The 26,906-nt window shown below is 70.5% G+C and carries 25 protein-coding genes; 9 read left to right on the forward strand and 16 right to left on the reverse strand.

Translation table 11 applies throughout. The features are described from left to right. Position 1 precedes the first annotated feature (1 nt). A complete protein-coding gene (locus AB0G47_RS31550; RefSeq protein WP_360776990.1) occupies positions 2-1,069 on the reverse strand; it encodes an NAD(P)-dependent alcohol dehydrogenase in 1,068 nt (355 codons plus the stop codon). 118 nt (positions 1,070-1,187) lie between these two features. Here AB0G47_RS31550 and AB0G47_RS31555 point away from each other — a divergent pair, with 118 nt between their 5' ends. After that, positions 1,188-2,102 (forward strand): helix-turn-helix transcriptional regulator, encoded by a 915-nt coding sequence (locus tag AB0G47_RS31555; RefSeq protein ID WP_360776992.1) that lies wholly within the window; start codon positions 1,188-1,190, stop codon positions 2,100-2,102. Between the two features lie 30 nt (positions 2,103-2,132). Here AB0G47_RS31555 and AB0G47_RS31560 read toward each other — a convergent pair whose 3' ends face one another. Together AB0G47_RS31560 and AB0G47_RS31565 are read right to left on the reverse strand one after the other, a co-directional pair. Next, the gene (locus AB0G47_RS31560) at positions 2,133-2,903 is read right to left on the reverse strand and encodes an antibiotic biosynthesis monooxygenase (protein WP_360776994.1); all 771 of its coding nucleotides are present in this window, start codon (positions 2,901-2,903) and stop codon (positions 2,133-2,135) included. After that, positions 2,900-3,307, reverse strand: a complete 408-nt coding sequence (locus tag AB0G47_RS31565) for a helix-turn-helix domain-containing protein (RefSeq protein ID WP_360776995.1) — start codon at positions 3,305-3,307, stop codon at positions 2,900-2,902. Before AB0G47_RS31565 ends, AB0G47_RS31560 begins: the two co-directional genes overlap by 4 nt. A 61-nt stretch (positions 3,308-3,368) precedes the next feature. Between AB0G47_RS31565 and AB0G47_RS31570 the strand changes: the two genes are divergently transcribed. After that, positions 3,369-3,812: a nuclear transport factor 2 family protein gene (locus AB0G47_RS31570; RefSeq protein WP_360776997.1), complete on the forward strand. Its 444-nt coding sequence runs from the start codon at positions 3,369-3,371 to the stop codon at positions 3,810-3,812. Between the two features lies 1 nt (position 3,813). Here the strand turns inward: AB0G47_RS31570 and AB0G47_RS31575 are convergent, their stop codons facing one another. From AB0G47_RS31575 to AB0G47_RS31595, 5 genes are all read right to left on the reverse strand, one after another. After that, entirely contained in the window at positions 3,814-7,161 is a 3,348-nt protein-coding gene (locus AB0G47_RS31575) for a S8 family peptidase (protein ID WP_360776999.1), read from the reverse strand. Between the two features lie 149 nt (positions 7,162-7,310). Continuing rightward, positions 7,311-7,994, reverse strand: coding sequence for an ABC transporter ATP-binding protein (locus AB0G47_RS31580; RefSeq protein WP_360777001.1), 684 nt, complete (start codon positions 7,992-7,994; stop codon positions 7,311-7,313). Between the two features lie 59 nt (positions 7,995-8,053). Beyond that, complete coding sequence (locus tag AB0G47_RS31585; protein ID WP_360777003.1) at positions 8,054-9,523, reverse strand: ABC transporter permease; 1,470 nt, start codon at positions 9,521-9,523, stop codon at positions 8,054-8,056. A 135-nt stretch (positions 9,524-9,658) separates the two neighbouring features. Beyond that, entirely contained in the window at positions 9,659-10,918 is a 1,260-nt protein-coding gene (locus AB0G47_RS31590) for an Ig-like domain-containing protein (protein WP_360777005.1), read from the reverse strand. A 245-nt stretch (positions 10,919-11,163) separates the two neighbouring features. Beyond that, the gene (locus AB0G47_RS31595; protein ID WP_360777007.1) at positions 11,164-11,511 is read right to left on the reverse strand and encodes a hypothetical protein; all 348 of its coding nucleotides are present in this window, start codon (positions 11,509-11,511) and stop codon (positions 11,164-11,166) included. A gap of 120 nt (positions 11,512-11,631) precedes the next feature. On the opposite strand from AB0G47_RS31595, the gene AB0G47_RS31600 reads away from it, so the two are divergent. Continuing rightward, positions 11,632-11,940: a hypothetical protein gene (locus tag AB0G47_RS31600; RefSeq protein ID WP_360777009.1), complete on the forward strand. Its 309-nt coding sequence runs from the start codon at positions 11,632-11,634 to the stop codon at positions 11,938-11,940. A gap of 56 nt (positions 11,941-11,996) precedes the next feature. On the opposite strand, the gene hutH is transcribed toward AB0G47_RS31600, so the two are convergent. The 6 genes from hutH to AB0G47_RS31630 all read right to left on the reverse strand — a co-directional run bounded on the left by hutH (position 11,997) and on the right by AB0G47_RS31630 (position 19,509). Then, entirely contained in the window at positions 11,997-13,535 is a 1,539-nt protein-coding gene (gene hutH, locus AB0G47_RS31605; protein ID WP_360777093.1) for a histidine ammonia-lyase, read from the reverse strand. Positions 13,536-13,633: 98 nt separating this feature from the next. Next, entirely contained in the window at positions 13,634-14,716 is a 1,083-nt protein-coding gene (locus AB0G47_RS31610) for a hypothetical protein (protein ID WP_360777011.1), read from the reverse strand. 99 nt (positions 14,717-14,815) lie between these two features. Beyond that, positions 14,816-15,967: a sensor domain-containing diguanylate cyclase gene (locus tag AB0G47_RS31615; RefSeq protein WP_360777013.1), complete on the reverse strand. Its 1,152-nt coding sequence runs from the start codon at positions 15,965-15,967 to the stop codon at positions 14,816-14,818. 94 nt (positions 15,968-16,061) lie between these two features. Continuing rightward, complete coding sequence (locus AB0G47_RS31620; RefSeq protein ID WP_360777015.1) at positions 16,062-16,859, reverse strand: enoyl-CoA hydratase-related protein; 798 nt, start codon at positions 16,857-16,859, stop codon at positions 16,062-16,064. Positions 16,860-16,980: 121 nt separating this feature from the next. Beyond that, a complete protein-coding gene (locus AB0G47_RS31625) occupies positions 16,981-18,111 on the reverse strand; it encodes an adenylate/guanylate cyclase domain-containing protein (RefSeq protein ID WP_360777017.1) in 1,131 nt (376 codons plus the stop codon). A gap of 501 nt (positions 18,112-18,612) precedes the next feature. Next, entirely contained in the window at positions 18,613-19,509 is an 897-nt protein-coding gene (locus AB0G47_RS31630; RefSeq protein WP_360777019.1) for a biotin--[acetyl-CoA-carboxylase] ligase, read from the reverse strand. A gap of 150 nt (positions 19,510-19,659) precedes the next feature. Here AB0G47_RS31630 and AB0G47_RS31635 point away from each other — a divergent pair, with 150 nt between their 5' ends. The 4 genes from AB0G47_RS31635 to AB0G47_RS31650 all read left to right on the forward strand — a co-directional run bounded on the left by AB0G47_RS31635 (position 19,660) and on the right by AB0G47_RS31650 (position 22,413). After that, positions 19,660-21,306 carry an acyl-CoA carboxylase subunit beta gene (locus AB0G47_RS31635; protein ID WP_360777021.1) on the forward strand — a complete coding sequence of 549 codons (1,647 nt, stop codon included), beginning with the start codon at positions 19,660-19,662 and terminating at the stop codon, positions 21,304-21,306. A 26-nt stretch (positions 21,307-21,332) separates the two neighbouring features. After that, positions 21,333-21,539 carry an acyl-CoA carboxylase subunit epsilon gene (locus AB0G47_RS31640; protein ID WP_266870307.1) on the forward strand — a complete coding sequence of 69 codons (207 nt, stop codon included), beginning with the start codon at positions 21,333-21,335 and terminating at the stop codon, positions 21,537-21,539. Between the two features lie 85 nt (positions 21,540-21,624). Beyond that, a complete protein-coding gene (locus AB0G47_RS31645) occupies positions 21,625-21,753 on the forward strand; it encodes a hypothetical protein (RefSeq protein WP_360777023.1) in 129 nt (42 codons plus the stop codon). A gap of 42 nt (positions 21,754-21,795) precedes the next feature. Continuing rightward, positions 21,796-22,413: a nucleoside triphosphate pyrophosphatase gene (locus tag AB0G47_RS31650; RefSeq protein WP_360777025.1), complete on the forward strand. Its 618-nt coding sequence runs from the start codon at positions 21,796-21,798 to the stop codon at positions 22,411-22,413. 9 nt (positions 22,414-22,422) lie between these two features. On the opposite strand, the gene AB0G47_RS31655 is transcribed toward AB0G47_RS31650, so the two are convergent. Continuing rightward, positions 22,423-22,899: a hypothetical protein gene (locus tag AB0G47_RS31655; RefSeq protein ID WP_360777026.1), complete on the reverse strand. Its 477-nt coding sequence runs from the start codon at positions 22,897-22,899 to the stop codon at positions 22,423-22,425. 350 nt (positions 22,900-23,249) lie between these two features. Between AB0G47_RS31655 and AB0G47_RS31660 the strand changes: the two genes are divergently transcribed. Both AB0G47_RS31660 and AB0G47_RS31665 read left to right on the forward strand, forming a co-directional pair. After that, complete coding sequence (locus AB0G47_RS31660; protein ID WP_360777028.1) at positions 23,250-25,022, forward strand: biotin carboxylase N-terminal domain-containing protein; 1,773 nt, start codon at positions 23,250-23,252, stop codon at positions 25,020-25,022. Positions 25,023-25,191: 169 nt separating this feature from the next. Further along, complete coding sequence (locus tag AB0G47_RS31665) at positions 25,192-25,827, forward strand: TetR/AcrR family transcriptional regulator (protein WP_360777030.1); 636 nt, start codon at positions 25,192-25,194, stop codon at positions 25,825-25,827. On the opposite strand, the gene AB0G47_RS31670 is transcribed toward AB0G47_RS31665, so the two are convergent. Continuing rightward, the gene (locus AB0G47_RS31670; RefSeq protein ID WP_266870300.1) at positions 25,813-26,790 is read right to left on the reverse strand and encodes a DeoR/GlpR family DNA-binding transcription regulator; all 978 of its coding nucleotides are present in this window, start codon (positions 26,788-26,790) and stop codon (positions 25,813-25,815) included. The genes AB0G47_RS31665 and AB0G47_RS31670 overlap by 15 nt on opposite strands. Positions 26,791-26,906 lie beyond the last annotated feature (116 nt).

Genomic DNA, 26,906 nt, shown 5'->3' on the forward strand with positions numbered 1-26,906 from the left:
CTCAGATCGTGGCGGTGTCGATCACGACGCGGTAGCGCACCTCGGAGTTGATGACGCGCTCGTACGCCTCGTTGATCTGGTCGGCGTCGATGATCTCGATCTCGGCGCCGAGCCCGTGCACCGCGCAGAAGTCGAGCATCTCCTGGGTCTCGGCGATGCCGCCGATCATCGAACCGGCGAGGGTCTTGTTGCCGCCGATCAGGGAGAACAGGTTGAGGGCGATGGGCTCCTCGGGGGCGCCCACGTTCACCAGGGCGCCGCCCGTCTTGACCAGGCCCAGGTACGCGCCGAAGTCCAGCGGCGCGGACACGGTGGAGAGGATCACGTCGAAGGAGCCTGCCAGCTCCTCGAACGTCTTCGGGTCGCTGGTTGCGTAGTAGTGGTCGGCGCCCAGCTTCAGGCCGTCGTCCTTCTTGCGCAGCGACTGCGAGAGGACGGTGACCTCCGCGCCGAGCGCGTGCGCGATCTTGACGCCCATGTGGCCGAGGCCGCCGAGGCCGATCACGGCGACCTTCTTGCCCGGGCCCGCGCCCCAGTGCTTGAGCGGCGAGTACGTGGTGATGCCCGCGCACAGCAGCGGCGCGGCCTCGTCGAGGGACAGGCCGTCGGGGATGCGGACGGTGAAGGCCTCGTCGACGACGACATGCGTGGAGTAGCCGCCGTAGGTGGGCTCGCCGTCCTTGCCGATGGCGTTGTACGTGCCGACGTTGCCCTTGAGGCAGTGCTGCTCGAGGCCCGCCTTGCAGTTCTCGCACTCGCGGCAGGAGTCGACCATGCAGCCGACGCCGACGCGGTCGCCCACGGCGAACTTGGTGACGGCGGAGCCGACCTCGGTGACGACACCGGCGATCTCATGCCCCGGGACCATCGGGAAGATGCCCTCGCCCCAGCCGTCGCGCGCCTGGTGGATGTCCGAGTGACAGATGCCCGCGTACTTGATGTCGATCAGTACGTCGGTCGCGCCCACCGGGCGGCGCGGAATGGTGGTCCGCTCCAGGGGGGCCTTGGCGGACGGTGCGGCGTAAGCGGAAACGGTGGTGGTGCCGGAGGTGCTGGTCTGTGCGGTCATGTCGTCAACCGTGCCAGCGTCGCGGACATCTACCCAGGTCACAGCTCTGCCTACGTCCAGTGGTCCTACTACTGGCGGGGACAGGCTCGTATGCCTACGACCCCGGATACTGGAGTACATGAACGCCGACGCCGGGCAGCCCCCGCACGCCCCCGCCCCCGAGCCCCTCGACGGGCGCGCCGAGCTCAGCGAGTTCCTGCGCACCCGCAGGGCCCGGCTGCAGCCCGAGGACGTCGGCCTGCCGAACTTCGGGCGGCACCGGCGGGTGCCGGGTCTGCGCCGTGAGGAGCTGGCGCAGCTCGCCGGGGTCTCCGTCGCGTACTACACGCGTCTGGAGCAGGGCAACGGCCGCAACGTCTCGGGCGAGGTCCTGGACGCGATCGCCCGCGCCCTGCGCCTCACGGACGCCGAGCACGCCCATCTGACCCATCTGGCCAAGCCCAAGCAGCACAAGAAGAAGCGGGCCGCCCGCCCCCAGCAGCTGCGGCCCGCGCTGCGGCACCTGATGGACGCGATGGACGGCGTACCCGCCTATGTGGTGGGCCGCCGCTCGGACATCCTCGGCTGGAACCGCATGGCGGCCGCGCTCTTCGGCGACTGGGGCGCTCTGCCGCAGGAGGAGCGGAACTGGGCGCGGATCTGTTTCCTGCACCCCGCGTCGCGCGAGCTGTTCGTGGACTGGGAGCAGAAGGCGACGGACATCGTGGCCTTCCTGCGGATGGACGCGGGCTGCTATCCGAACGATCCGCAGCTCTCCGCCCTGGTCGGCGAGCTCTCCGTGAAGAGCGAGGAGTTCCGAAGCCTGTGGGCCACGCATGACGTGAAGGAGAAGGGGCACGGCAGCAAGCGCATGCGCCATCCCCTGGTGGGCGAGCTCACGCTCTCGTTCGAGACGCTGCGGCTGCCCGACGACCACGATCAGTCACTGGTCACCTACCACGCGGAGCCGGACTCGGCGTCGGCCGACGCGCTGCGCCTGCTCGCCAGCTGGGGAGCGGACGCGACGCGGGCCGGGGCGGGCACCGGGAAGTAGGCGCCCGCCCCGCTCCGACAAGAGGCGGCTTCACGGCTGGTAGGGCGGCGCCGCTCCCCAGTTCCACAGCGGCACGGGCTGGTCGGTGGGGCGGGTCGCGTCCGGCCCCGAGAAGTAGAGCGCGAGGCGGGTGCCCCACTCGACGTAGGCGACGAAGGCGGACCGGAACTCGGCGTCCGTCGGCAGACCCGCGTCGTCCGCCGCGTCCTGCATCAGGTTGACCCAGCGGCGGCGCTGCGGCTCGGTGATGCCCTTGCCGAGGTGCTTGCCGACCATGTGGGAGTGGCCGCCGTGCTCCTGCGAGTAGGCGGCGGGGCCGCCGAAGACCTCGCCGAGCCACTGGGCTACGTGCCGGGCGTGCTCGGCGGGCAGGCCCTCGAAGAGCGGCGCGAGAAGCTCGTCCTTGAGGACCTTCTCGTAGAAGATCTCCGTCAGGCGCTCGAACTTCTCCTCTCCGCCCGCCCACGTGTAGAGCGTCGGCGTCGAGGCGCCCGTCCCGCGCACGGCGGTGGGTGTGTAGTGGCGCATCTCCTCGATGTTCTCGACGTACGGCCGGATCTCCGCGAAGAAGTCACGGAAGAGCTCCGAGCCCCGGAAGCCCTCCAGGTGGTCCTTGGTCGACGTCCAGGTGATGCGCAGGATGTAGTGCTCGAAGTCCTCCTCGCAGCGGGTGAGTTCGTAATCGACGCACTGCGGGGCGGCGGCCAGGGGGACCGCGGCGCGGGTGTACGCGGCGAGGAAATCGGCGGAACGCTCGGGCGGGATGCGGTAGCGGATGTACTCGACGGTGTGGGCGGTCATGTGACGTCGGCTTCCTCTGTGGTGGATGGTGCCGGCACGCGTGCTCCCCAGTCCCACAGCGCTTGCAGGACCGGGCCCAGTTCTCTGCCGTGGGGAGTGAGTTCATAACTGACCGTGGGGGGCCAGCCGGGTGTGCGGGTGCGCAGGACGACACCCGCGGAGACCAGCTGGGAGAGCCGCTCGGTCAGTACCTTGTCCGACAACTCAGGGAGTGTGGAGGCGAGTTCGCTGTACGCGTAGGAGTCCGCCCGCAGAAGTTCGCGGACGATCAAGGTGGTCCAGCGGCCGCGCAGGGCGGCGAGGGTGATCTCCACGGGGCAGGCGGGCGTGGGCGCCGTGACCCGCGCCCTGGGGTCGTCGGGAAGCCCCTGGTCCACCCCCTGGCTTACCGTTCGGTGAGTCACGAGGACGCCTCCTACTGTTGCCGGCACCGGTCCGCTCCCGTCCATTCCAGGAGGGTTACACATGTCGGCGATGGCACTTCCCACCCGCCCCGAGGACATTCCGGCGGCATTCGCCGCCCGGTTCAACAGCGGGGATCCCCAGGCGGTGCACGAGCTGTACGAGGAGGGCGCCGCCTTCGTGCCGGAGTCGGGGGACGCGGTGCACGGCCTCGCGGACATCGCGAAGGAGAACGGCCCGTTCCTCGCGATCGGCCTGCCGATCTCGGTGCACCCGCGCCATGTCCACGTCTCCGGCGACATCGCGCTGCTCGTCGTCGACTGGGAGATCGAGGGCGTCGTGCGGTCCACCGCCACGGACGTGGCGAGGCGCGGCGCCGACGGCCACTGGCGATACGTGATCGACAGTCCGTTCGGCGCCGCGGTGGCTGCGCCCCGAAGGGGCGCGGGGAACTGCGCGACCAGCCACGACGCGCCCGCAGATACGGACGGGCCGTGGGGCGCTTAGCTCACTTGCCGTAGAACGCGTTGTAGATCGACACCGTCGACTTGTTCCCCTTCTTGTCCGCGATCTTGGCGTGGAAGGAGATCCCCTTGCCCGCGGCCGGGTTCTTGACCTTGATCTTGCCGCCGCTGACGGTGGCCTTCTCCCAGGTCCGGCCGTAGTCGTACGACACGTACACCGCAAGGGACTTGAGGTTCGAGCCGGACGCAGCGCCCTGCACCGTCACCGGCACGGACTGGGTCTGTCCGGCCGCCGCCTTGCTGCTCAGGTCGACCGCCGGGGCGAACCGCGCCGTGGAGACCGGCAGCTTCGCGTTGTCGGCCTTCTTGGAGCGGAACGTCCAGCTCGCGTCGATGCGCGTGGAGGCCGCGGCCACCTTGACGCTGCGCTTCACGGACGTCGACAACCTGTACTCGGCCTCCGCCGCCGGAACCTTGAAGGTGGCGCCGCCGACCAGCGGGTCCTCGTTCTCGCCGATCTTGGTGGAGCCCTTGTACAGGGTGGTCTTCACCGAGGAGTAGAGCGAGGAGCCCGCGTGTGTCTTGCCGTCGGCGAACAGCGGCAGATACCCGCCGATCTCGTTGCCCTTGCGGGTGACGCCGAACTCGCCGCCGATACGGGGACCGAAGACGGCCGTGTTGAACGTCTTCTCGTAGCTCTTGCCGCCCGCGAACTTCTGCCCGGCGCCCAGTGAGTAGACCGCGTCGAGGATCGGCCAGCCGTCCGGGTCGACCCCGGCCTGCTGCTCGAAGTCCATGCTCCACTTCACGTCGTCGGCCGTGGACAGATGCACCGTCCGGGTGCCGGGAAGCGGCTGCGGAACGCTGATCGCGGAGCCGCCCGAGCTGCCGGGCAGGTTGCCCAGGGCACTGATCGTGCCCTTCTTGCCCTTGGCCGAGGCGCCCATGTTCACCTTCACCGTGGCCAGTTCGGACGCCTTGAAGTGCTTGGTGTAACCCGTGGCGACCTGCTTGACCTTGCCCCCGAGCACGGTGTCGTACTCGGCGTCGTCACCCTTGGTCCAGTGCCCGTCCCACTGCTGGTGCAGTGAGCCGTCGGTGACCTGCGGACCCAGGTGCGCGGTGCGGAAGTCGGTGTACGAGTCGAGCCACCACCCGAAGGAGTAGCTGCCGCGGGCCGTGTCGACCGTGTAGTCGGGCGACGCGAAGAAGGACTTGGCGTCCGCCGACGGGACCGTGATGTCGACCGGCTTCGCCTTGCGGGCGTCCAGCGTCACCGTGGTGTCCTTGGTGACGCTCAGCTTCGGCTGGGCGATCCAGTCGGCGCCCTTGGTGAAGTCGGCCGGGTCGGCGAACATACTCGTGTTGAGCAGGTAACCGCCCTTGGGGACACGGAGCTTGACCGTGCCCGACGCGTCGAACGGGTTGAAGGACTTGTCGGTGGCGAGCCCGGAGACACCCTCCAGGTCGCTGTCGTAGTACTTCGGCGCCTGCCCGTCGCGCCCGATGTGCTTCAGGGTCAGCTCGTACGACTCGACCTCGCGCTCGACGGCGGCCGCCGTGCGCACGGACTGCCCGCCGCCGGTCGCCACGACATACGCGGAGTACGCGCCGTCGATGGTCCCGCCCAGCTTGGAGTCGGCGGTCAGGTCGACCGCGGCCGTGCCGCCCGCGGGGACCTTCACGGTCTTCGCGCCCAGCTTGAAGAAGCCGGCCGGGGCCGGGGCGCCCTTGGGGTTGGTGGCCGTCACCGCGAGATCGAGGGTGACGTCCTCCTTGCCGAGGTTCTTGTACGTCACCTTCTTGGTGACCGGCTTGTCGTCGGTGTGCGGCCACGCCTGCGTGCCGAAGCTGACGGAGACCGGCTCGGCGACGACCGACTGCTTGATGGCCTTGTCGACGGCTATGCGTCCCGAACCCTGCTGGAACGGCGTGTACTTGCCGCCCTTCGTGGACGCGGTGAGCGCGCCCTTGAGCTCCGCGTACGTCCAGTCCGGGTGCTGCTGCTTCAGCAGGGCGGCGGCGCCCGCGACGTGCGGGGTCGCCATCGACGTACCGGAGATCGTCAGATAGCCCTCGGGCTTCTGGCCGACCTCCTTCTCGATGATGCTGCCGGGAGCGGCGGCCGCGGTGATGTCCACGCCGGGGGCCGTCACGTCGGGCTTGATGGCGCCGTCGCCGACGCGCGGGCCCTGGCTGGAGAAGTCCGCCAGCTTGTCGTTGTCGTCGACCGCGCCGACGGTGAGCGCCGCGTCCGCACTGCCGGGCGAGCCGACGCTGCCGGGCGACCCGTCGTTGCCCGCGGCGATCGCGAAGAGGATGCCCTTCTCGGCGGAGAGCTTGTTCACCTCGGCTTCGAGCGGGTCGACGCCGGGGGTGTCGCCGCCGCCGAGGCTGAGGTTGACGATGTCGGCGCCCTGGTCGGCCGCCCACTCCATGCCGGCGATGATCCCGGAGTCGTCACCGGAGCCGCCGTCGTCGAGGACCTTGCCGTTCAGGAGCGTGGCACCGGGCGCCACGCCCTTGAACTTGCCGCCGGACTTGGCGCCCGTGCCCGCCGCGATGGAGGCGACGTGCGTGCCGTGGCCGTAGCGGTCCTTGGCGTCCGTGGACGACGTGAAGTTCTTCTCGGCGGTCACCTGGTCCTTGAGGTCCGGGTGGGTGGCATCCACGCCGGTGTCCAGGACGGCGACCTTGACGCCCTTGCCGTCGAACCCGGCGGCCCACGCCTTCGGGGCGCCGATCTGCGGCACGCTCTTGTCGAGGCTCGCCTTGCGTACGCCGTCGAGCCAGACGCGGCTGACACCGGAGGCGGTGGCGTCGCCCTTCCCCGAGACGAGCGCGGACCACAGGTCGGCCGCGTCCTGCTTCGGGGTCGTGATGGCGTCGGCGTTCAGGGTCTTCAGGGTCCGGCGAACGGTCGTGTCACCGGCGGCCCGCACATCCGACCTGGCCCCGGCGGCGGCACCCTTGTAGCCGACGATCAGCTTGAGCCCCTTCTGCTGGGCCCTGCGGTTGTCCTTCTTGCTCAACTCGGTGACGTCGAACAGACGTTGGTCGAGCTTGCCAGTGGTGATCAGACGCTGTGCGTCGGCCGGGATCACCAGCGTGTGCCCGCCGACGCGCTTGGTCAGTACGGGTATCCGCTCCCGCCCCTTCGCCCGCTCGAAGCCGGTCACGCGGCCCTTCGCGTCGACGGCGACGCGATCGCCGGTGATCAGCGTGATGCGGTGCGCGGTCTGCCCTGCGACGGGCTGCGCGGCCGACGCTCCCGACGGCCGAGCGTCCGCCGCCTGCTCCTCCTGCTTCGCCGCCGATGCCGGGCTGGTCATGCCCGCGGCGAGGGCCACGGCCGCCGCTGTGGCGATCGTGGCCCCGTAAGCTCTCTTCACTTTTCGGCGCAAGTCTCCCCCTGGAGGTCAAAGGGGCTCCCGCCCCTGGACGAGGAAGTATTGCCCAGGGTCGAACATCTGCTCAATAGTGCGTCAGAAGTGATGAGTTGACGATTACCGGGGCTTATGAACCGGCCCTGCGCCACGGCCTATGAACCGGCCCGCTCCGTGACCTTGATCCGCCCGCCCCGGATGGTCGCGAGGCGCGGCGCCTTCCGGGCGATCGCGCTGTCGTGCGTGACCATCACGAACGTCAGGCCGTGCTCCTCCCACAGCCCTTCGAGCAGCTCCATGATCTCGTCGCGCATCGACTCGTCGAGGTTGCCGGTCGGCTCGTCGGCGAGCAGCACCTTGGGCCGCTTGACCAGGGCGCGGGCGATGGCGACGCGCTGCTGCTGACCGCCGGAGAGCTCGGCGGGCAGATGGCTGCGGCGCTCACCGAGGCCCACCGAATCCAGCGCGTCGGCGGCGCGTTCACGCCGGTCGGCGGCGCCGAGCCCCAGCGGGACGAGCGCCGTCTCGACATTCTCCTGGGCGCTGAGCGTGGGGATGAGGTTGAAGGACTGGAAAACAAAACCGATCGACTCGGCGCGGACCTTGGTGAGCCGCGCCTCGGGCAGCGCGGCCAGATCGACCCCGTCGAGCTCGACACTGCCGGACGTCGGCCGGTCGAGACCGCCGAGCATCTGCAGGAGCGTGGACTTGCCGCCGCCCGTCGGGCCCTGGATGACGAGCCGGTCACCGTCACCGATGGCCAGGTCGACCCCGGCGAGCGCGTCGACGATCGCCCTGCCCTTTCGGTACTGCTTGGTGACGCCCTTGAGCTGATACATGGTGTGACTCCTGCGATACGTAAGGGGGTTGGCGGCCTTGAGCGGTGCGGCTCGGCCGCCTACTCGACGCGGCGCAGGGCGTCCGCGGGCCGCAGCCGCGAGGCACGCCACCCGCCGAAGGCGCCCGCGATGAGCCCGCCGGCCACGGCGAGGCCGACGGCGAGCGCGATGGTGGTGGTGCCGACCGGCGCCGTCAGCGAGATGTCGAGCGCCTTGGACGCCGACTGGCCGAGGGCGTCACCGGGCCCGCCGGGGCCGCCGGCCCGCATGAGACCGCCGCCCGACTGCCCGCCGCCTGACCCGAGTTCGGCCGTCAGGGTGGGACTGATCGCCGTGACCACATACGCGCCACCGAGTCCGACGGCAATGCCGAGCGCACCCCCGACAAGGCCGTTGACGACTGCCTCGCCGACGACCTGCCGGGTGACCCGGCCGCTCTTCCAGCCGAGCGCCTTCAGGGTGCCGAACTCCCGTACGCGGCGGCTGACGGCGGAGGAGGTGAGCAGTCCGGCCACCAGGAACGCCGCGACGAGCACGGCGATCGACAGCCACTTGCCGACGCTGGACGCGAGGTCGGACGCGGTGGACAGGGAGCCCGAGACGGTGTCGGCGAGATCGGCGGAAGTCGTCACCGTCGTACCGGGGATGTTCTTCTGGATGGCGCTCTTGACGGCGCCGATCTGCTGCGAGTCCGCCGCCTTGACGTACACCGTCGTGATCTTGTCCTTCGCGTCGGCGAGGGTCTGCGCGCGCTTGAGCGGGACGTAGAGATTGGCGGCGGCGCCCCCGCTGTCGGGCGTCGCGATACCGACGACCTTGATCTTCGTCCCGGAGATCGTGACCGTGTCCCCCACGGCGAGCTTCTTCTCCTTGGCGTACGAGGCATCGGCGACGGCCACCTTGGAATTGGCCTCCGACCCCGTGAACGTACGCCCCTTGCTGATCTTGGAGGAGGTCAGCGGGCCCAGGTCAAGCTTGCCGACGTCGGTGCCGTAGACGCTGTAGGAGTCGACGTCGAAGTCGGCGCCGCCACCGCGCACCTCGCCCTGCTGCTGATCCGTGCCGCCGCCGGGCGGCTGTGCCCCGCCGCCCGAGCCACCGGGCGCCTGCTCGAACTCGCCCTGCTTGAACCGCCCGTCGACCTTCATGACCTGCAGGCTCAGCCCGCCGACGGCGTCCGCGACACCGTCCTGCCGGCCGACCTCGGCGACGGTCGACGAGGCCAGCGTCTGGAAGCCCTGGACCATCACCCGGTCACTGCTCTGCTCCTCGTCGCCCTCGCCCTTGGCGTCGAACTTGAACCGTGGCCGCCCGCTCCCTCCCTCGGACGGGGTGGCCGCCTTGGTCACGGTCATGTCGGTGCCGAGCCCGTAGAGGGATTCAAGAACCTTGCCCTGCGCCTGCTTCATGCCGGACGACACGGAGCTGACGACGATGACGAGCGCGATGCCGAGCGCGAGTCCGGAGGCCACGACGAGGGCCGCTTTTCTGCGGCGGCGCAGCTCGCGCCTCAGATAGGTGAAGAACATGTGCGTGAAAGTAGGTACGCACGGTGATGAACGGATAAGGGCGGCATAAGAGAACGATGAGAAGCCCAACGACAGCGGCCCGCACCCCTGTTGAGGGGTGCGGGCCGCTTACGTTGCGCGGGGAGGGCGGGGCTCCTAGACGGCGGAGCCGGCCTTCCACTCCGCCCAGTCCATGACCCAGCCGTTGAAGCCGTTGTCCGGCTGAACGGTCTTGTCGCCGGTGTTCCGGACGTCCACGACGTCACCGATCATCGAGTTGTCGTAGAACCAGGCGCCCGGAGTGCCCTTGTCGCCCGCACCCTTGGCGTCTTCCAGACCGACACACCCGTGGCTGGTGTTGGCGCCGCCGAAGATGGACTTCGCGCCCCAGTAGTTGCCGTGGATGAACGTGCCCGAGTTCGACAGGCGCATGGCGTGCGGCACGTCCTTGATGTCGTACTCGCCCTTGCCGTCGTCGTCCGTGAAGCCGACCGTCGCGCCGTTCATCCGGGTCTCCTTGAACTTCTCGGAGATCACCATCTGGCCGTTGTACGTCTTGTTCTCCGGGGAGCCCGCGGAGATCGGGATGGTCTTGACGACCTTGCCGTCCCGCATGACCTTCATCGTCTTCGTCTTGGCGTCGACGATGGAGACCTGGTTGCGCCCGATCTTGAACGTGACCGTCTTCTCCTGGACGCCGGTGACGCCGTCCGCGCCCTCGACGCCGTCCAGGGACAGCTTCATGGTGACCGTGGAGTTGCCCTGCCAGTACTTCTCGGGCCGGAAGTCGATCCGGTTGTCCCCGAACCAGTGCCCGACGACTTCCTGGCCACTGCTGGACGACACCTTGATGTTGGACTGGACGTCCTTCTTGTTGGTGATCGCCTTGTCGAAGTTGATCGACACCGGCATGCCCACACCGACCGTGGACCCGTCCTCGGGCGTGAAGTTCCCGATGAAGCTGTTGGCCGGCGAGACCGTCGTGAACTTCGAGTTCTCGTGCGCCTTGCGGCCCTCGGAGTCCTTGGCGGTGGCGGTGATCTTGTACGTCGTCGCGCGCTCGAGCTGCCCGCTGGGCTTCCAGCTCTTCTTGTCGGCAGCTATCTGCCCCTCGACGGCCGTACCGGCCTCGGTCGTCATCTCGACGTCCGTCAGCGAGCCGTCGCGCACGGTCACCTTGGCGGCATTGTTGATGCTCGCGTTGTCGGACCCGTCCTTGGGCGCGATCTTGATGTCGGCGTCGGACGACTTCTTGGCCGCCGCCTCGTCGACCTGGTTCTGCGACTCCTTGGTGCCTTCGGCGCCGTCGCCACCGTCGTCGCTGCTGCAGGCCGAGAGCACCAGAACGCCGCCGACCAGGGCGGACACGGCCGCGAGCCCCTTGCGCCTACCGCGCAGCCGCCTACTGTCCGTCATCACACGCTTCTCCATCGTTGCCGAATCCCCAACCACGCCAAGAACGCCGAGAGTCCCCGTAACCCCCCATAACGTCCTGCCCGGTACGTCCCGTTCCACTACCGCCGATTGTGTGGGGAACACCACGTCGCGCGAGAGCACCGGTAACAGCCGTGCACTCCTGAGACGACAGAACCCCGGGCGGCGGTTGCCACCCGGGGTCTTCGGTTCCGGATCAGCCTCTCCGGCTTCGATCCGTCCCTCTGCTACAGCCCCCGGCCGCCTACGCCGCCCTCGTCGTCGTCATCATCCTCGTCCGGGTCCCAATCCGGCGAATCGGGGTCGTACTCGATCTGCTCGCTGCTCCAGGAGGCCTGCGAGAGTTCCACTCCCGGCACCTGGCTGACCAGGTCGAAGGGGTCGACCAGATAGGCGAGCGCCTCCGCGTCGTCCTCCTTGACGGCCGCCTCGGCGTGCAGCCGCTCCTCGGCGGGCATGTGCTCGTCCTCCGCGATGCGGCTCAGTGCGGACTTGGCCAGCTCGCCGGAGTCGTCGATCTCGACGACCAGCTCGACGCGAAGCCGTACAAAACGTGATGTCTCATCTGTGCTCATGCTCCGGAGCGTACGACCCGCACCGACCCCTCGCCCCCGCGACTTTCCCGCGAGCCATCCCTTTCACTACCATCGCCCCACACGGCCAATTCGCCAGCGCCACAAGGGGGATCCGATTCCGTGTCCGCACGTCGATCGCTGCTGACCGCCTCAGCCGCGGGGGCCCTGCTAGGCGCCCTGTGCTTCATCCCCTCCGCGGACGCGACGGGCCACGAATCCCCTGCGAAGCGGACCACGGCCGCCGCCCCCGGCGAGCAGCAGCACCGGGCCACGCACGCGGAGACCACCACGGCAGACGCCCGCCTGGCTGACACGGGCACGGGCGTCGACACGACTCCGTACGTGATCGGCGGAACGGCGTTCCTGGGCCTGGGGGCGGGATTCATCGCGTACTCGGTACGCAGGGACCGGCGGGGCCTGGCTTACTGAGCGGGCTTCGCCGGGCCGGTGCTTGATCGGCACCGGCCCGGCGGAAACGGGTGCCGCTACGCCAGCGGGCCCGTGACTCCCTCGGCCGCCTCGACCACCCCGCCGGAGCGGACGAACTCGTCCGCCGCCGCCAGGTCAGGGGCGAGGAAGCGGTCCGGTCCCGGGCCCTCGACGCCCGCCTTGCGCACCGCCTCGATGACCGCACGGCTCGCGGGCGCCGGCGTCAGGCCCTCGCGGAGTTCGATCGCCCGGGTCGCCGCGTACAGCTCGATCGCGACGATGCGGGTCAAGTTGTCGACCGCCGTGCGGAGTTTGCGCGCCGCCGACCAGCCCATCGACACGTGGTCCTCCTGCATGGCGGAGGACGGGATCGAGTCGGCCGACGCCGGCACCGCGAGGCGCTTCATCTCGCTCACCAGGGCCGCCTGCGTGTACTGGGCGATCATCAGGCCCGAGTCGACGCCCGCGTCGTCCGCGAGGAACGGCGGCAGACCGTGCGAGCGGTTCTTGTCGAGGAGGCGGTCCGTGCGGCGTTCCGCGATCGAACCCAGGTCCGCCGCCGCGATGGCGAGGAAGTCCAGGACGTACGCGACCGGAGCGCCGTGGAAGTTGCCGTTCGACTCGACGCGGCCGTCGGGGAGTACGACCGGGTTGTCGACGGCGGAGGCCAGCTCACGGTCGGCGACCAGGCGCGCGTGCGCCATCGTGTCCCGGCCCGCGCCCGCGACCTGCGGCGCACACCGCACCGAGTACGCGTCCTGGACGCGCGGCGCGTCGTCCTGGTGGTGGCCGGTCAGCTCCGAACCGGCAAGAACGGCAAGCATGTTGGCGGCGGACGCGGCCTGGCCCGGATGCGGGCGGATGGCGTGCAGCTCGGGCGCGAGGACCTTGTCGGTGCCGAGCAGCGCCTCCAGCGTCAGCGCCGCCGTGACGTCCGCGGACTTGTAGAGGGCGTCGAGGTCGGCGAGCGCCATGATCAGCATGCCGAGCATGCCGTCGGTGCCGTTGAGAAGGGCCAGGCCCTCCTTCTCGCGCAGCTCGACGGGAACGATGCCGTGCGCGGCGAGCAGCTCGCCCGCGGGCTTCAGCTCGCCGTCGGGGCCCTCGGCGTCACCCTCGCCCATCAGTGTCAGCGCGCAGTGGCTGAGCGGCGCGAGGTCGCCGGAGCAGCCGAGCGAGCCGTACTCGTGCACGACGGGGGTGATCCCCGCGTTGAGCACGTCGGCCATGGTCTGCGCGACCTCGGGCCGTACGCCGGTACGCCCCGAACAGACCGTCTTCAGCCGCAGGAACATCAGCGCGCGCACGACCTCACGCTCGACGCGCGGGCCCATCCCGGCCGCGTGCGAGCGGACGATGTTGCGCTGCAGCTGGGCGCGGAGGTCGGGGCCGATGTGCCGGGTGGCGAGGGCTCCGAAGCCGGTCGAGACGCCGTAGACGGGCTCGGGCTTGGCCGCGAGCGCGTCGACGATCTCGCGCGAGGCGGCGAGGGCGGTCACGGCTTCGGCCGACAGCTCGATGCGGGCGTTGCCGCGCGCGACGGCGATGACGTCCGCTGCGGTTGTCCCGGACGTCCCCAGGACCACGGTGTGCATATCCATATTCAGCAGCGTACGGATTGAATCGACGCCTGTCACGGGTGAGTACGGTCTCAGCCTCTTACCGCCCCGTGGCCCCGGGGACGGCGGTCACCTCATCCGCGCCCCAGCGCGCCCCGCAGCGTGACGCCGTACCGGCTGCGCAGCCTGCGTATCTCCCACACCGAGAGCAGGGTCACCGACACCGGCGCCCCGAGCGTGAACGCGTAGAGCACCACGGGCGGCGCGGCCACCGCCGCGTCGTCGAAGAGCTGGAGGACGGCCAGGCCCCACAGCAGTACGGGGGACAGGACGGGCGGCAGGAGTTCATGGATGGCGCCTGCGCGGAAGCAGCTGTTCACGGCGTAGACGAGCAGCGCGATCGTGTAGAGGAGGCCGACCAGGATCCCTACGAGCGCGGCCAGGCCGGCGGCGAAGGAGAGGAGGAAGTAGAAGAGCCGCAGCAGGAACGGCCCCTGGTTGTCGGTGAGTCCGAGGCCTTCGCGCAGCACGTGCCAGCAGAGCCACAGCACGCCGACGCCCACCGCGAGGGCAAGGAGCGTACCCAGCGGCTGGGTGGTGCGGCGCAGATAGACGCGGCGCAGGGAGGAGTGGGCGAAGCCGATGAAGAGGGCGCTCGCGAGGAGGATCGCCACGACCGCGAACGCGGCGGCGACGAGCAGATCCTCGACCTTGCCGAGCACGAACTCCTCGCGCCCCTGCCGCAGCGGATAGGCGAACACCAGCCACAGCGTCGCGGCAAGCCCGAGCAGCGTCCGCCCGCTCTGCAGCGCGCTGATCGTCCGGTCCTCGATGGCTCCGGGGCGGTTCGGCGTGCCGAAGCGGCGGGCGAGATTCACCGGCTGGGCGGCGGCGTCACGGGCCCCGCGGACGGGGCGCGTCGCCGGCGGCACGGGATACCCCGGCTGATTCCCGTAGGGGTCGGCTCCCGCGTAGGGGTCGGCTCCTGCGTAGGGGTCGGCAGGCGCGTACGGATCCGCTCCCGGATGCGGGGCGGCCCCCGCGTACGGATCGGCGGGCGCGTACGGGTCGGCCCCCGCGTACGGGTCGGCAGGCGCGTACGGGTCGGCCCCCGCGTACGGATCGGCAGGCGCGTACGGGTCGGCCCCCGCGTACGGATCAGCACCCCCGTATGGATTCGTCCCCGCCCCGGGATACCCATACCTCTGATCGCTCAACGTCCGCTCCCCTGTGCGGCTTTGCGCACCGCGCAGCCCGTACTTCGGGCGCCGCACACCCTACCGATCATGAACATGCCCCCGCATGCCCAAGCTGCCCTACGACGCCCCCCGCCCCCGGAACCGCCGCCGCTCCCCCACCGGCAGCGCGCCCCGCGAATCCGCGAGCCGGACCACCGGATCGTCCGCGCCCTCGCGGCCCGCGACCACCGGCTTCGGCGCGCGCGCCGCCTTCGCGCGGTACTGCGCCGCGTCCGCGAGGCGGAACAGGCGGCGGCCCGAGCGGACTTCGCCGATCCGGTCCTCCGTCGACGCGACCCCGCACGCGACACCGTCCCCCAGCTCCAACTCGGCCGCCCGTACGCACAGTTCGTCCGCGACCCGCACCACCTCGTCGGCGGCGGGGCCCACCGAGAGCAGACAGAACTCGTCACCGCCGAGCCGCGCGGCCAGCGTCCCCGGCAGCATCGCCCCGCACAGCGAGAGCACCGAGCCGAAACGTTCGAGCAGCCGGTCGCCGACCGCGTGCCCCTGGGTGTCGTTGACGCGCTTGAGGCCGTTGACGTCGCACACGACCAGGCTCACCACCACGCCCTCCGCACGGTGCCGGTCCACCGCCTCCTCGAGCCGCAGATCGACCGCGCGCCGGTTGGCGAGGCCCGTCAGCGAGTCGGTGAAGGCGAGGCGCCGGGCCTCCTCCAGGCGCTCGGTCTGCGCGATGCCCGCCGCCACGACCGACGCGAGCACCGTGGCGAAGTCCGCGTCCGTGCGGTCGAAGACCGGCGCGCCCACCGGCCGCGCCACATACAGCTCGCCCCACGCCCGCCCGTGCAGCACGATCGGCGCGACCACACAGGCGCCGCGGCCGCGCCTGCGCAGTGCGGCGACGCGCTGGTGGCAGTAGCCGGGGGAGCCGTCGTCCGCCGGCCCCCCGGCCGTCTCGACCCAGGCGTGCGGCTCACCGCCGCCCGCCCACCGCTCGTGCAGGAACTCGGTGATCTCCGGGAACTCGTGCACCGGATACGACTCGCGCTCCGGGAACTCTTCCTCGCCCTCGGCCCGTTCGCCCACGTTCACAAGGACCCGGAGCCGCCCCAGGTCCCGCTCCCACACGGACAGCGCGGCGAAACTCCCCGACAGCGCGCGGCATGCGCCGACGGCCGCCGCCCGCCACGACTCGCGTGGGGTGTGCGCGGCGGCCATCCCCTGCGCAAGCTCCACCACGGCCCGCAGCCGGACTTCCTCTCCCATCTCCCTAGGCTAGGAGATTAAGGACATTTTGGGCGATCGGAACATTACTCAGAGTACAGAGTCCCCCCGGCGGCCCCTGCCGCTCCCCGGACCACTACTCCCCCGGCCACTGCGGCTTCCGCTTCTCGTTGAACGCCGCGACACCCTCCGCCCGGTCACCGGAGAAGGCCACCGAGCGCCAGGCCGCGTCCTCGACCTCGAGCCCGGCCCGCAGGTCGAGCCCGTGCCCCAGGCGCAGGGCGCGCTTGGCGGCGCGCAGCCCGACGGGCGAGTTGCCGGCGATCCGCGCGCCGAGCGCCAGCGCCTCTGCCCGGTCCTCGCCCTCCGCCGCCAGCTGGTCGACGAGCCCCAACTCCCGTGCCTCGCCCGCCTCCACGCGCCGCGCGGTGAACACCAGCTCGGCGGCCCGCGCCGCCCCCACGCGGCGCGGCAGGAGCTGCGTACCGCCGCCGCCCGGGATCACGCCGACCGACACCTCGGGGAGCCCGACCACGGCGGTCGGGTCGGCGACGATGAGATCGCAGGCGAGCGCGAGCTCGAAGCCGCCGCCGAGCGCGAAGCCGTGCACGGCGGCGATGGTCGGCATCGGCAGTTCCAGTACGCCGGTGTAGGCGGCCCGTGCGGTGGGGCGCTGGCGCACCAACTCGGCGTCGGAGAAGGAATTGCGCTCCTTCAGGTCGGCGCCGACGCAGAACGCCCGCTCATGGGTGGAGGTCAGGACCACGACGCGGGCGTCACGGTCATCGGCGAGGGCGGCGCAGGCGGCGCCGATGGAACGGGCCATCTCGGTCGAGACCGCGTTCATGGCCTTGGGCCGGTCAAGGACGAGCTCGGCGACGTAGCCGTGCCGCCGGACACCGACAAATTCCCCGTACCGCTGCTCGCCGCCCATTGCTTTCCTCCACGTGGGGTTAACGATCGTTATCGCACTGCACGAGGATCATGTCACCGCTACCGAGTGCCGGGTGGGCTGGCGGGAAAAATCCGCCGCGAAGCGGCGGCACAAACGGGCCTCAGCCCCGCCGAGCCAGAGTCCACGGCTCAACAACACCAAGTCCCCGCACAGGCCGCTGCCACATCGGCTGCAACGCAAAGCGATAGGAGGGCGGCTCCTCCCCCTCCTTCTCCGCGGCAGCGGCCGCTTCCGCGGCCTCCGCCTCGGAGGCCGGCGCATCGCCCGTACGCGTCAGCTCCACCGCGAACGCCCCGTCCACCAGGACCGCGTCCCGAGGCGCTATCGACGTGAGGCGGCTCGCGAGGTTCACCGTCGTACCGAAGACATCGCCCATCCGCGTGGTGACCGTCCCGAAGGCGATGCCGACGCGCAGCTCGGGCATGGTGTCGTCGTTGGCCATGGTCTCGATGAGCCGCAGCGCGATCTCCGCGGCGGTGCCGGCGTCATCGGCGGCGTACAAGACCTCATCGCCCAGCGTCTTGATGAGCCGTCCGCCGTGCGCCGCGACAAGATCCGCCGCGGTGGTCTCGAAGGCCTCGACGAGCTCGCCGAGTTCCTCCTCCTCCATGCGCCGAGTGAGTCGCGTGAAGCCGACAAGATCGGCGAATCCGACGGCGAGCCGCCGGTCGACCATCTCCTCGTCGTCGGCGGCCTGGACGACCCGCCCCGTGGCGGCGGCGAGCTGCCGCCGCCACACATACACAAGGAACTCCTCGAGCTCGGGCAGGAGAAGCTCTATCAACGGGTACGTCACTTCGGTCCGCGTCATGCCCGGCTCGGGCGGCTCCGTCAGACCCTCAAGGAAGGAGTCGATCTGCCACTCGGCCAGGCGGGCGGTGGTCTGCCCGGTCGACCGGGCCACCTGGACCGCCATCGCCTCGCTGAGCAGCCCCGCCTCGACGAGACCGGCGAGGCGGCGCAGCGCGAGCACGTCCGCCTCGGTGAGGGCCTTGGCCTGCCCGATGTCCGGGAACCCCATGGCCCGCCAGAAGCGGGAGGCCAGCTCCATGGATACGCCGGCGCTGCGGGCCGCCTGGAACGGGGTGTAGCGGCGGTCCGCGCCGAGGATCAGCCCTTCGAGGCGCAGTGCCAGGGGGTCCTTCTCCGGCTCCTCGTCGACCTCACCGGCCCTGGAGGGCGGCTCGGGCGGCTCTGCGGCCGAGTCGGAGCCCGTGTCGTCGACGGTCACGCCTGCTGCCCTTCCGATCTGCCGCGGTCAGGTATCGACCGGCGCCAACTTTACGGCAGGTGTGCCCCAGCTCACGCCTGGCGGGGCGCCCCGAACCGTTCCTGCGCCCCGTTTCATCCCACCGGCAGCACGGCCGACGAACAACCTTTCCCGCCCACCCGCCCGATCCCCGGCAGTCTCGGGTCGCCGAACAGGCCTTTCCCACCCACCCGCCCGATTGCCCGGCAGCGGGTTGGGGGGAGGCAGCGGCACCACACCACTCACCCGAGCAGGCGGTTATCGGCCCCCACGCACCCGCACCGCGCATCGAGACGCGAGGGGACGTGCCGGTATGTCCGCACGGAGCACGTTGCGCACGTCTCGCGAGCCGAAGCAGCAAGACGCCCAGACCGAGATGGCGAGTACGGACATACCGGCGCGGCCCCGCCCCCAAGACGAACAGCCCCGCAGACGGCGCCCCCGACCACCGCCCCGCCTCAAGACAGGCAGAACCGCACCCCCCTAAACCCCCCGCACATGCACAATGTCCCCCGCCCCCACCGGCTCCTGCACCCCATCCCCGGTGGCGAGGACCAACCGCCCGTCGCCGTCCACCGCCACCGCCTCGCCCGTGATCGACCGGTCGCCCGGCAGCTCCGCCCGGACCTTGCGGCCCAGCGTGGCGCAGCCCGCCGCGTACGTTTCCTGGAGGCCGGAGGCAGCCGGGTCGCCGCCGGCGTCGCGCCAGTCGCTGTACCACTGGTCCAGGGACCGCAGCACGGCCCGCAGCAGCGGGTCCCGGTCCGTCGCGGCCGCACCGGCAAGCGCCAGCGACCCCGCGCCGGGGACCGGCAGCTCGTCGGCCCGCAGCGTGACGTTGATCCCGACGCCCACCACGACGCCCGCGCCCGCGGTTCCCGCCCGCTCCGCCAGGATCCCGCCCGCCTTGCGCTCCTCTCCCCCCACCGTCACAAGGAGGTCGTTCGGCCACTTGAGTGCCGTGTCCACCCCGGCGGCCCGCGAAAGCCCCGTGGCGACGGCGACCCCGGTGAGCAGCGGCAGCCACCCCCACCGTTCGACCGGAACACCGGCCCCCGGCTTCAGGAGCACGGAGAAGAAGAGCCCCGAGCGAGCGGGCGCCGACCAGCGGCGGTCGAGGCGGCCGCGCCCCGAGCTCTGCTCCTCGGCGACGAGGACCGCGCCCTCGGGGAGCTCGTCCGCGCGGGCGGCCAGATCGGTGTTGGTCGACCCCGTCGCGGGCACCACGTCAAGGGAGGTCCACAGTCCCCCCTCCCGCACCAGCGCCCGCCGCAACGCCGCAGCGTTCAGCGGCGGCCTTTCCAGGTCCGACCAGCGGCCGGCGCCGGGGGTCTCGTCAGGGGTGTCCGAAGGGTCGTCTGAAGCATCTCGCGGCGTCATGCAAGCCACCTTAGGTGTGGTAAACGCCGCACTGCTGATCTGTATGCGCGCCGATACCCTACGAGTCAGTAGCCGGAGATCACCAGCATCCGCAAGCCGCATCCGCAAGCCGCCAGTAGCCCCTTTGAGCAGGCAGGGAGCCGCATCCCTATGTCCGAGCCGGAAGAGCCCAACGTGCCCGTGCCCAGCGCCGCAAGCGATACCGAGAACGCCACCGCCGCCACCCCCGGTATCGACATCCATACGACTGCGGGAAAACTCGCTGATCTGCAGCGCCGCATCGAGGAGGCCAAGCACGCCGGCTCCGCTCGCGCGGTCGAGAAGCAGCACGCCAAGGGCAAGTTGACGGCACGTGAGCGGGTCGATCTGCTCCTCGACGAGGGCTCGTTCGTCGAGCTCGACGAGTTCGCCCAGCACCGCTCGACCAATTTCGGCCTTGACGCCAACCGCCCTTACGGCGATGGCGTGGTGACCGGTTACGGCACCGTCGACGGCCGCCCCGTGGCGGTGTTCTCGCAGGACTTCACCGTCTTCGGCGGCGCCCTGGGCGAGGTCTTCGGGCAGAAGATCGTCAAGGTGATGGACTTCGCCCTGAAGACGGGCTGTCCGGTCATCGGCATCAACGACTCCGGCGGCGCCCGCATCCAGGAGGGCGTCATGGCCCTCGGGATGTACGGCGAGATCTTCCGCAGGAACACCCACGCATCCGGTGTGATCCCGCAGATCAGCCTGGTCGTCGGCCCCTGCGCGGGCGGCGCGGTCTACTCCCCCGCCATCACCGACTTCACGGTCATGGTCGACCAGACCTCGCACATGTTCATCACGGGCCCGGACGTGATCAAGACGGTCACGGGTGAGGACGTCGGCTTCGAGGAGCTCGGCGGCGCCCGCACCCACAACAGCACCTCCGGTGTCGCGCACCACATGGCGGGCGACGAGAAGGACGCGATCGAGTACGTCAAGTCCCTGCTCTCCTACCTGCCTTCGAACAACCTCAGCGAGCCGCCCGCCTTCCCGGAGGAAGCGGACCTGGAGCTGACGGACGAGGACCGCGAGCTCGACACCCTCATCCCGGACAGCGCGAACCAGCCGTACGACATGCACACGGTGATCGAACACGTCCTGGACGACGCCGAGTTCTTCGAGACGCAGCCGCTGTTCGCGCCGAACATCGTCACCGGCTTCGGCCGGATCGAGGGCCGCCCGGTGGGCATCGTCGCCAACCAGCCGACGCAGTTCGCCGGTTGCCTGAACATCGACGCCTCCGAGAAGGGCGCCCGCTTCGTCCGCACCTGCGATGCGTTCAACGTCCCGGTCATCACCTTCGTCGACGTGCCGGGCTTCCTGCCGGGCGTCGAGCAGGAGCACACGGGCATCATCCGCCGCGGCGCCAAGCTGATCTACGCGTACGCGGAGGCGACGGTCCCGCTGATCACCGTCATCACCCGCAAGGCGTTCGGCGGCGCGTACGACGTCATGGGCTCCAAGCACCTGGGCGCCGACCTCAACCTGGCCTGGCCGACCGCGCAGATCGCGGTGATGGGCGCGCAGGGCGCGGTGAACATCCTGCACCGCAAGACGCTGGCGGCGGCCGACGACGTCGAGGCGACCCGCGCGCGGCTGATCCAGGAGTACGAGGACACGCTGCTCAACCCGTACACGGCCGCCGAGCGCGGCTACATCGACGCCGTGATCATGCCGTCGGAGACCCGCTCGCATCTCGTGCGCGGCCTGCGTCAGCTGCGTACGAAGCGGGAAAGCCTTCCCCCGAAGAAGCACGGCAACATCCCCCTGTAGACCGCGTCCCGGCAAGGAGACCAGTCATGATCAAGGTCGTACGGGGCAATCCCACCCCGGAGGAGCTGGCCGCCGCACTGGCGGTGGTCCAGGCGCGCGCCGCGGCGGTGGCGAACCAGCCGTCCGGCGCGCCCGCGGTCCTCGACGCCTGGGCCGACCCGGCGCGGGTGGCCCGCGACAAGATGCCCGCGCCCGGGCCGACGTCGTGGGGGCGTACGTACTGGCCCGTGTAGGGCACAAGAAAATGAGCGGTACGGGCCGGGGCGCCTGAGTACGCGTACTCAGGCGCCCCGGCGCCGCCGCCCGCAGTATCGGGTCATGCTGTGGTCCGACCCGGAGAACAACCCGCCCAAGGACATGCGGGACATGCAGGCGAAGATGCGCCGTGCGGGGCTCGTCCTCGCCCTGGCGATGGTCGTCGCCATGTTCGTCCTGGGCATGCACTGAGCCTGGGCATGCACTGAGGTCGCGCCTCGCTAACCTGACGGCATGAGTGATCAGCCCCGAGGGCCCCGCCGTCTCGTCCTCGCGTCCAAGTCCCCCGCCCGGCTCGGCCTGCTCCGCCAGGCCGGCCTCGCCCCCGATGTGGTCGTCAGCGGGGTCGACGAGGACGCCGTCTCCGCACCGACCCCCGCCGAGCTCGCGCTGGCCCTTGCCGAGGCCAAGGCCTCGGTCGTCTCCGCGCGCCCGGACGTGAAGGGCGCCATCGTCATCGGCTGCGACTCCGTCCTCGAACTGGACGGAGAGGCCCTGGGCAAGCCCGCGGACGCCGAGGAGGCCACCGCGCGGTGGAAGTCCATGCGCGGCCGCGCGGGCGTCCTGCAGACCGGCCACAGCGTGTACGACACGGTCTCGGGCCGCCATGTCTCGGCGGTCGCCTCGACCGTGGTCCGCTTCGGCGACCCCTCGGACGCGGAGATCGCCGCGTACGTGGCGAGCGGCGAACCGCTGCACGTGGCGGGCGCGTTCACGCTGGACGGCCGCTCGGCGCCGTTCATCGACGGCATCGACGGCGACCACGGCAACGTGATCGGCCTCTCGATGCCCCTGCTCCGCCGTCTGCTCGCCGAACTTGGCGTCGGCATCACGGAGTTGTGGGACGCCTAGGAGAGGCGCTCAGGCGGGCTGCGGGGCGCCGTTCTCGGGCGTCCCGTTGCTCGCCGCGGCCTTGCCGTCCTGCGGCGCGTCCGCCTCGTCCTGCGCCTTCCTGTCGTATGCCACCAGCGTCAGGACGATCAGGCCGAGCACGACCATCATGAAGACGAACGCGGGCCAGCCCACCAGGCCGACCGAGAACGCGCCGAGCATTCCGTGCACGACGGCGGCGCTGATCAGGAGCAGCCGCCCGAAGCGGCCCGGCGCGCGGTCGCCGATCGCGGACCGCAGCAGGATGACGCCGCAGAGCGCGAGGTAGAGGCCGAAGAGGCCACCCGCGATCCAGGTCGACACGGTCATGGCCCGCGGGTCGAGGCCCGCGAGGGACATGTCCTGCTTGTCCACGACGAGCCCGAGGAACCAGTTGAGGAGTGCGATGCCGACCGCCTCCGCAAAGAGCACGATCGCGCCCACCCAGGCCACCGGTCTACGCGCCACGGCGCCCACCCTCTTCCGCTGTTACCCCTAGTACGTGCAAGACATCGCGAACGCTACTAACGGGTAAACCGGGGGACAAGGGCTCTGCCGAAGGCAAAGAATCATTGGGCCATTCGTAGGGACTCCACAAAGATTGCCGCTCCGCCGCAGGGCGCTCTCACAGAGACCTAGACCACATCCGAGGGCTACGCTGCCGGGGAGGGACCCTGCGTACCGTGGTACGACAAGGGATTTCGCGGGCCTAGCCAACCTCGAGTGACACTCCGTGTGGGCAAGCTCACCATTGGGGACGGGTCGTAAGCCCGTGTCGGCAGTCCCTAAACTCGGCTTGTTTCAAGGAGGGAGCCATCGTGCGCAAGGTGCTCATCGCCAACCGTGGCGAAATCGCTGTCCGCGTTGCTCGGGCATGCCGGGATGCAGGGATCGCGAGCGTAGCCGTCTACGCAGATCCTGACCGGGACGCTCTGCATGTACGTGCGGCAGATGAGGCGTTCGCCCTGGGCGGTGACACTCCGGCCACCAGCTACCTGGACATTTCCAAGGTGCTGGCCGCGGCCAAGGACGCGGGGGCGGACGCGATCCACCCCGGCTATGGCTTCCTGTCGGAGAACGCCGATTTCGCGCAGGCCGTGCTCGACGCGGGCCTGATCTGGATCGGTCCGCCGCCGCAGGCCATCCGTGACCTGGGTGACAAGGTCGCCGCCCGGCACATCGCGCAGCGCGCGGGTGCCCCGCTGGTGGCCGGTACACCCGACCCGGTGTCCGGCGCCGACGAGGTCGTCGCGTTCGCCGAGGAGCATGGCCTGCCCATCGCGATCAAGGCCGCCTTCGGCGGCGGCGGGCGCGGCCTGAAGGTCGCCCGCACGCTCGAGGAAGTCCCCGAGCTGTACGACTCCGCGGTGCGCGAGGCCGTGGCCGCCTTCGGCCGCGGCGAGTGCTTCGTGGAGCGCTACCTGGACAAGCCGCGGCACGTGGAGACCCAGTGCCTGGCCGACAAGCACGGCAACGTGGTCGTCGTGTCCACCCGTGACTGCTCGCTGCAGCGCCGCCACCAGAAGCTCGTCGAGGAGGCGCCCGCGCCGTTCCTGAGCGAGGCACAGAACGCCGAGCTGTACGCGGCGTCGAAGGCGATCCTCAAGGAAGCCGGGTACGAGGGCGCCGGCACCGTCGAGTTCCTCGTCGGCGTCGACGGCACGATCTCCTTCCTGGAGGTCAACACCCGTCTGCAGGTGGAGCACCCGGTCACCGAAGAGGTCACCGGCATCGACCTGGTCCGCGAGATGTTCCGCATCGCCGACGGCGAGGAACTGGGCTACGGCGACCCGCAACTGCGCGGCCACTCCTTCGAGTTCCGCATCAACGGCGAGGACCCGGGCCGGGGCTTCCTGCCCGCGCCCGGCACCGTCACCACCTTCGCGCCGCCGTCGGGTCCGGGCGTGCGCCTGGACGCGGGCGTGGAGTCCGGCTCGGTGATCGGCCCGGCCTGGGACTCGCTCCTGGCCAAGCTGATCGTCACCGGTGCCACGCGTCAGCAGGCCCTGCAGCGGGCCGCCCGCGCCCTCGCGGAGTTCAACGTGGAGGGCATGGCCACGGCCATCCCGTTCCACCGCGCGGTGGTCGTGGACCCGGCGTTCGCGCCCGAGCTGACCGGCTCCACCGACCCGTTCACGGTCCACACCCGCTGGATCGAGACTGAGTTCGTCAATGAGATCCCGGCGTTCGCGGCTCCCGCGGACACCGAGACGGACGAGGAGCCGGGCCGCGAGACGGTCGTCGTCGAGGTCGGCGGCAAGCGCCTTGAGGTCTCTCTGCCGTCCTCCCTGGGCATGACCATCGCCCGCACCGCGGCGGCGGGCGGCGCCCGCCCCAAGCGGCGCGCGGCGAAGAAGTCGGGCCCTGCGGCGTCCGGCGACACCCTCGCCTCTCCGATGCAGGGCACGATCGTCAAGATCGCCGTCGAGGAGGGCCAGGAGGTCAAGGAGGGCGACCTCGTCGTGGTCCTCGAGGCCATGAAGATGGAACAGCCCCTCAACGCCCACCGCTCGGGCACGATCAAGGGCCTCACCGCGGAGGTGGGCGCGAGCCTTACTTCCGGTGCGGTTATTTGCGAGATCAAGGACTGATCCCGCTGCGGCGCGATGTTCTTTTCCTGGCCCCGGCTGAAGAATTTCAGCCGGGGCCAGGACCATCCAGCCCGTCCGGCGATTGAGGACGAACTCGGCGAAGCCGGTGATAAACGGTGCGCACGCTTCGGGCAGACTAGAAACACGCGTACGTCCAGGGAGGCCTCGCATGACCCAGGACCCCCAAAAGCGCCCCCGCTCGCAAAGAGCCGACGCGCGCCGCAACTACGACCGGCTCCTCGCAGAGGCCCGCACCGCCTTCGCAGAGCAAGGCACCGGCGCCTCGCTGGAGGACATCGCCCGCCACGCGAACGTAGGCATCGGCACCCTCTACCGCCACTTCCCCAACCGGCACGCCCTGATGAGCGCCGTCTTCGAAGAGGCGGTGGGCGACCTGCTCGCCCACTCCCGCGCGCTGCTCGACGATCCGCAGCCCTGCGCCGCCCTGGTGACGTGGCTGCGCGCCATCATCACTCATGCGGGTGAGTACCGCGGGCTGTCCCGCGCGCTCATGTCGGCTTCGCACGACGACAGTTCGGCGCTCGCGCGGTGCAGCAGGCCGATGCGCGAGGCGGGCTCGGCCCTGCTGATCCGGGCCCAGCAGGCCGGTGCCGTACGCCCCGGTGTCTCCATCGGCGACCTGATGCAGCTGACCAACGCGATCGCGCTGGCCGCCGAAGAGACCCCGGACGAGCCGGAGTTGGCCGACCGCCTGCTGATGCTGACCCTGCGCGGCCTGAAGCCCGAGGGGTCGGCGCCCGCCGAGCCCGCTCCCGCGCGGGCCTCGGACTCAGCGGCGGCGTAGGTCCGCGACCCGCGCGGCCCGCTCCCCGGGCGGCTGCTCCCCGAGGACCGCACTGCGCAACTGCGGCCCCGCACCGCTTCCATGACCACCATGCGTACGACGCTGCCCCGGCAGGGGCACGTCCCGGCGCGGCTGTCGCGCCGGGACGGGATCCACCCCGTTTCCGGAGTTGGGTCCTGCGGTCCCGCCCGCCACGGCGATCTGCACACCCTGGTCGGCCAGGGCCTGCAGCTCGGTGGCCGCGCGGTCGTCATGAGTGGGCGGTTCGTCGGTGACCAGGCGGGTGATGACGTCCGTCGGCACCGTCTGGAACATCGTGTCGGTGCCGAGCTTGGTGTGGTCGGCGAGGACCACGACCTCGGCCGCCGCCTGGACGAGCGCGCGGTCCACGCTCGCCGACAGCATGTTGGACGTGGAGAGGCCGCGTTCGGCGGTCAGGCCACTGCCCGAGAGGAAGGCACGGGACACCCGCAGTCCCTGCAGGGACTGTTCGGCCCCGCTGCCCACGAGCGCGTAGTTGGACCCGCGCAGGGTGCCGCCCGTCATGACGACTTCCACCCTGTTGGCATGCGCCAACGCCTGCGCCACCAGAAGGGAGTTGGTGACGACGGTCAGGCCGGGCACCCGCGCGAGCCGGCGGGCCAGCTCCTGCGTGGTCGTACCCGCCCCGACGACGATGGCTTCGCCCTCTTCGACGAGACCCGCCGCGAGATCGGCGATGGCCGTCTTCTCGGCGGTCGCGAGATGTGATTTCTGCGGAAAGCCGGACTCCCGCGTGAATCCGCCCGGCAATACCGCACCGCCATGTCGGCGGTCGAGGAGTCCTTCTGCCTCCAGCGCGCGCACGTCCCGCCGTACGGTCACTTCGGAGGTCTGGACGACGCGGGCGAGCTCACGGAGCGATACCGCTCCGTTGGCCCGCACCATTTCGAGGATCAATTGGCGACGTTCTGCAGCGAACACGAAACTGACAGTAACCCCAACGACCGTCTGCTTTCAGCAGTTTGCGCCGAATTACAGAAGTTGTTCGCACGGCAACACCGGAAGTGGTATACGCGCCTACCCACCCCGCCTATGCC

Origin of the sequence: Streptomyces sp. NPDC021622 (assembly GCF_040640795.1) — a bacterium.
Classification (GTDB): domain Bacteria; phylum Actinomycetota; class Actinomycetes; order Streptomycetales; family Streptomycetaceae; genus Streptomyces.